The sequence below is a fragment of the Yeosuana marina genome (assembly GCF_011762485.1).
Lineage (GTDB): Bacteria > Bacteroidota > Bacteroidia > Flavobacteriales > Flavobacteriaceae > Yeosuana > Yeosuana marina.
Genome location: NZ_JAAKGI010000043.1, coordinates 1 through 3,894 on the forward strand (window position 1 = coordinate 1; position 3,894 = coordinate 3,894).

The window sequence follows — 3,894 nt, forward strand, 5'->3', positions numbered from 1 at the left end:
ACACCGGTGGATCGGCTCCACCATCTTATAAACAGTTGCGTAACGATTTTCAGCCGTTCGTTACTCTCGGCACACATAAGAATAGTAGCCGACTGCGGAACTCGAATTTTTCAAGTTACAACTAAATTTTTTGCGGGCTTATAATGTTCATATTTTCTACTATCTCGGCTATTATTTTTATACTTTGTTGTGTGCCGTTTTTATTTATTCATATTTCTTTCAAATTCTTTAAATCCACCTTCTTGTCCAATTATTATATCATCTACTTTGAAGTATGGTACAGTATAAATTTCACTATCCCGAACTTCTTCCCAAAAATAATAGTATTGATTTAGGTCAGATGTTTCAATAATGATAAAATCAGTATGTTTTGCATTTGTACTTTCAGAATCAAATAGGCGAACATTTAGAAACTCGCTATATTTTTTCATCAACGGCTCAAAGAAAGTTTCGTTAAATTTGTTTCTTTCTTCTCTGGTTAGTCTTAACCAATTTTCTGTTGTACTTATCAGTATTAGAATAGTGTATTTCATTTCTAATCCAATTTTAATAATTCATTATTTTTTATTTGTTTTCCAGTTTTTTTGATAGCGTATTATTGAAATTAACAAGGTTATCGGTAATGCTCCATAAACTACAAATAATGAGTATAGTTTTATTTGGGTTGCCAAACTTGAAATAGATATTATGTTCGTATTTAACGCAGGAAATGAGTTAAGCATACTGTAAATTGAAATATTCTCCACTGTATCAAAAATCATAAAAGAAAATGAAGCTGTGATAAGTAAAAAATACACGGTTTTAATATTCCATTTTTTCCACGTAAAAGAAAAATAGCAAAAGCCAAAAAAAGCGAGCACAAAAGGAAAAGGCGTATCCAATACGTTGAGCCATAAATAAGTTTCTCTCCCAGAGTTACCCAAAAGATTAAAATATTGGGTTACTTCGGTAATATTATAACCGCTAAGTCGAAAATCAAGTTTTGGCAAGTTGGAATAGTTTGACAAAAAACTGCCCCCTATTTCCAGTGCAATTGCATTTAATAAAAATAAAGTAAAAGATAAAATTGTCAACTTCTTAGTAATCATTATCTGTTTCATACATAAACCTTTTTGCTGTTATTATTAAAATTTAGTGCAAAATTATTATGGAAAAAACAGATAGGCATTTACCTATGTAAAGAAATTTATTAACTCACAATTTTTTTCTGATTCTGCTTAGTTGTGTCGGACTAATACCCAAAAATGAAGCTATATGATATTGAGGAATAAGCTGTTCAAGATTTGGAAACTGTTCCCGTAAAAGCAGGTATCTTTCACTGGCATCTAATAATACAATTTCAATTTCTCTTTGCTCTTTCTCAACAAAACTTAATTCTGCCAATTTTCGTGCAGCAGTTTCAACGTCTGGACAAGAAGAATATAATGATGTGAATTTATCATAATCAGCTACAATAATTTCACAGTCTGTAATTGCTTGCTGGTTAATTGTATTTATTCTTCCAGTAATTAAAGAGCTATATCCACCAATGAAAGAAGGGTTTGTAAAGAAGTGTTTATTGTATTCTTTGCCATTTTCTGTTCTGTAAAATGCTCTTACTATTCCTTTTTGTAAAAAAGCTACTTTAACTGCTTTTTGTCCTTCTTTGATAAAATAATCACCTTTATTTAGTGGTTTTTTGACAAAAATAGTCTCAATTTTTTTCCAGGAACTTTCAGATATTAAGTTTAAAGAATTTAAATATTTTTTCAATTTTATCATCAATACGTTTCAGTTTGGTCCAAATGGCACACAACAATTGTATAACTACAATAAATACCAATCCAATTGTAGTTATATTGTTTATGTATGTAATATATTACTTTTTGATAACGTATCCAATGGACTTATAATAGTCTTATTGTTAGAATGACGAGATTTTAATTATTAGAAAAGAAACTTAAGGCAATCAATTTTACCTATTATCAAATAAAGGGTTTTTAGTATCTATTAAACTTGTCGTTATAAATGTGGGTTAAGGATAATTCCTAATAGATCGTTACTGACAATCATTGTTTTTTACTATCTAGGATAAACAATTTGAACGCTTTTCATTTAAAAAAAAGCAACTGATTTTTTAATCAAGTTGTTTATAAAATTTGATAGGCTCTGCCAATCGTGTTTTGTAAAGCAAGAGGGTAACACGCTGCGCGATGTTACTGGTTCATATTTCACTTAAAATCAGTAATTTAAAAATTTTAAATGATTGCATTTATTTCAGATTTGCGGCAAAACCTCTTGAAACCCCATTAAAATCGTATTTATTTGCGGCAAACTCCTAGCTTTTGGTATGATTTAGTAACTATTGAACTGTTGTAGTCTTTGTCAAATACAGCTTATTTCGTTTTTAGAGTAAAAAGTCCCGTAAGCCTTATAAATAGGCAATAATTTAGAGTAAAATGGGAATTTCGGTCAAGATTCCCAAAAACATTGCATAGTATTAGCTCGATAGATGTTGGGGCTTTTAAAACTCAACTAATATAAAGAATTCTCAAAGCGATTATCTTTCGCCCATAAATACTCTTTTTATTTTGCGACCTTCGGGAGCAAACGAGAATGTGTCCACAGACACACATGTTGAATTCCAAACCAATGAACATTGACTCCTATATTTGAATTGGGTTTAACTATTGTTCCTTATTCTTTGTAAGCAGTAATTTTCGGGACTTGTCCAAAAACTCAAATTCTTCATGAGGAATTAAATTCTTGGCAAACTCCAACACATCGGCCAATTGAGTATGTGCCTCTTTTATGTCCCTTTTCTGATTGTTCGGTTCATACCCGTCCAATGCCATGATACATACATTTAAAATGGATTCTAAGGTATATCCCAATTCTTCATAATTACGGATATAAGCATATTCAAGGTAGTTCCCTTGTCTATAGAAACATTGAGGTGTTGGTGTAAGCAATGTAAAATATTCTTGAGCAATTTTATTAAGCTCCTGAAGTTTCATCCCGTGTTTCTTTTTTGATCCTTTTTTAAATTTGTTTATCATAATCATTTGGTTTTACATAAACTAAGTGCAAAAGTGTCATGTACCGAACTAAAACCATTTGTATAATACCAACATGTATTTGTTTTTTACAAGCATACAGTTTTTGAAAAAAATCTTATATTTGGATTATGGAAACAGCAACAAAACAAAACCACATCGGCAGAAAGATTAGCCGAATCAGAGAGCTAAGGGGTATGAAACAAGAGACCTTGGCGGAAGAACTGGGTATTAGCCAACAAGCGGTTTCTAAAATTGAACAGTCTGAGAAGATTGAAGGCGATAAATTGGAACAGGTTGCAAAAGCTTTGGGTGTAACTAAGGAAGCCATTGAAAATTTTTCAGAGGAATTGGCTATAAATTATTTCAATAATTTTTATGATAATAGTTTTAGCAACAGCCAAGGCACATTTCATCCTAATAATTGTACTTTCAATCCTTTAGACAAAGTTGTTGAACTCTATGAACGATTAGTTCAAGCCGAAAAAGACAAAATTGAGTATTTAGAAAAGCTACTTAAAAAATAATACCAGAAGAAAGTAATTGCTAATTATTAAAATCTCAAAAATCCCTTTTAATACGTTTCTAGCTGCAATAGAAGCGCATTTAGAGGGAATTTTATTTTAAGATTTTTTAGTTATTCCTTTTATGGTATCTAGTTAAATAAAAACTCAAACTTGTCATTATATATCAAAAACGTTGCTCCAATCGTTCCATATCCTCACTTACCTTTCTTTCTATCACTTTTGCATAAATCTGGGTCGTTGTAATCTTTGAGTGTCCCAATAGCTTTGATACGGTTTCTATGGGTACACCATTGCTCAAGGTTATGGTCGTTGCAAAGGTATGCCGTGCTATG

The 3,894-nt window shown here is 31.1% G+C and carries 6 protein-coding genes; 1 reads left to right on the forward strand and 5 read right to left on the reverse strand.

What is annotated here, in order from left to right; all coding sequences use genetic code 11:
• Positions 1-200: 200 nt before the first annotated feature.
• The 4 genes from G5V56_RS17515 to G5V56_RS17530 all read right to left on the reverse strand — a co-directional run bounded on the left by G5V56_RS17515 (position 201) and on the right by G5V56_RS17530 (position 3,038).
• Positions 201-533 (reverse strand): darcynin family protein, encoded by a 333-nt coding sequence (locus tag G5V56_RS17515; protein WP_166967576.1) that lies wholly within the window; start codon positions 531-533, stop codon positions 201-203.
• Between the two features lie 24 nt (positions 534-557).
• A complete protein-coding gene (locus G5V56_RS17520; RefSeq protein WP_166967578.1) occupies positions 558-989 on the reverse strand; it encodes a hypothetical protein in 432 nt (143 codons plus the stop codon).
• A 205-nt stretch (positions 990-1,194) separates the two neighbouring features.
• Positions 1,195-1,761: a Crp/Fnr family transcriptional regulator gene (locus G5V56_RS17525; RefSeq protein WP_166967580.1), complete on the reverse strand. Its 567-nt coding sequence runs from the start codon at positions 1,759-1,761 to the stop codon at positions 1,195-1,197.
• Positions 1,762-2,666: 905 nt separating this feature from the next.
• Positions 2,667-3,038 carry a hypothetical protein gene (locus G5V56_RS17530; RefSeq protein ID WP_166967582.1) on the reverse strand — a complete coding sequence of 124 codons (372 nt, stop codon included), beginning with the start codon at positions 3,036-3,038 and terminating at the stop codon, positions 2,667-2,669.
• A 128-nt stretch (positions 3,039-3,166) separates the two neighbouring features.
• Between G5V56_RS17530 and G5V56_RS17535 the strand changes: the two genes are divergently transcribed.
• Complete coding sequence (locus G5V56_RS17535) at positions 3,167-3,562, forward strand: helix-turn-helix domain-containing protein (RefSeq protein WP_166967585.1); 396 nt, start codon at positions 3,167-3,169, stop codon at positions 3,560-3,562.
• Between the two features lie 163 nt (positions 3,563-3,725).
• On the opposite strand, the gene G5V56_RS17540 is transcribed toward G5V56_RS17535, so the two are convergent.
• The coding region (locus tag G5V56_RS17540; protein WP_166967587.1) for a tyrosine-type recombinase/integrase at positions 3,726-3,894 on the reverse strand (169 nt) is incomplete at its 5' end.

Excerpts from the sequence above, each read along its gene's own strand:
- G5V56_RS17535 (WP_166967585.1), top strand. The coding sequence starts at position 3,167 with ATGGAAACAGCAACAAAACAAAACCACATCGGCAGAAAGATTAGCCGA.
- G5V56_RS17530 (WP_166967582.1), bottom strand. The coding sequence starts at position 3,038 with ATGATAAACAAATTTAAAAAAGGATCAAAAAAGAAACACGGGATGAAA.
- G5V56_RS17515 (WP_166967576.1), bottom strand. The coding sequence starts at position 533 with ATGAAATACACTATTCTAATACTGATAAGTACAACAGAAAATTGGTTA.
- G5V56_RS17525 (WP_166967580.1), bottom strand. The coding sequence starts at position 1,761 with ATGATAAAATTGAAAAAATATTTAAATTCTTTAAACTTAATATCTGAA.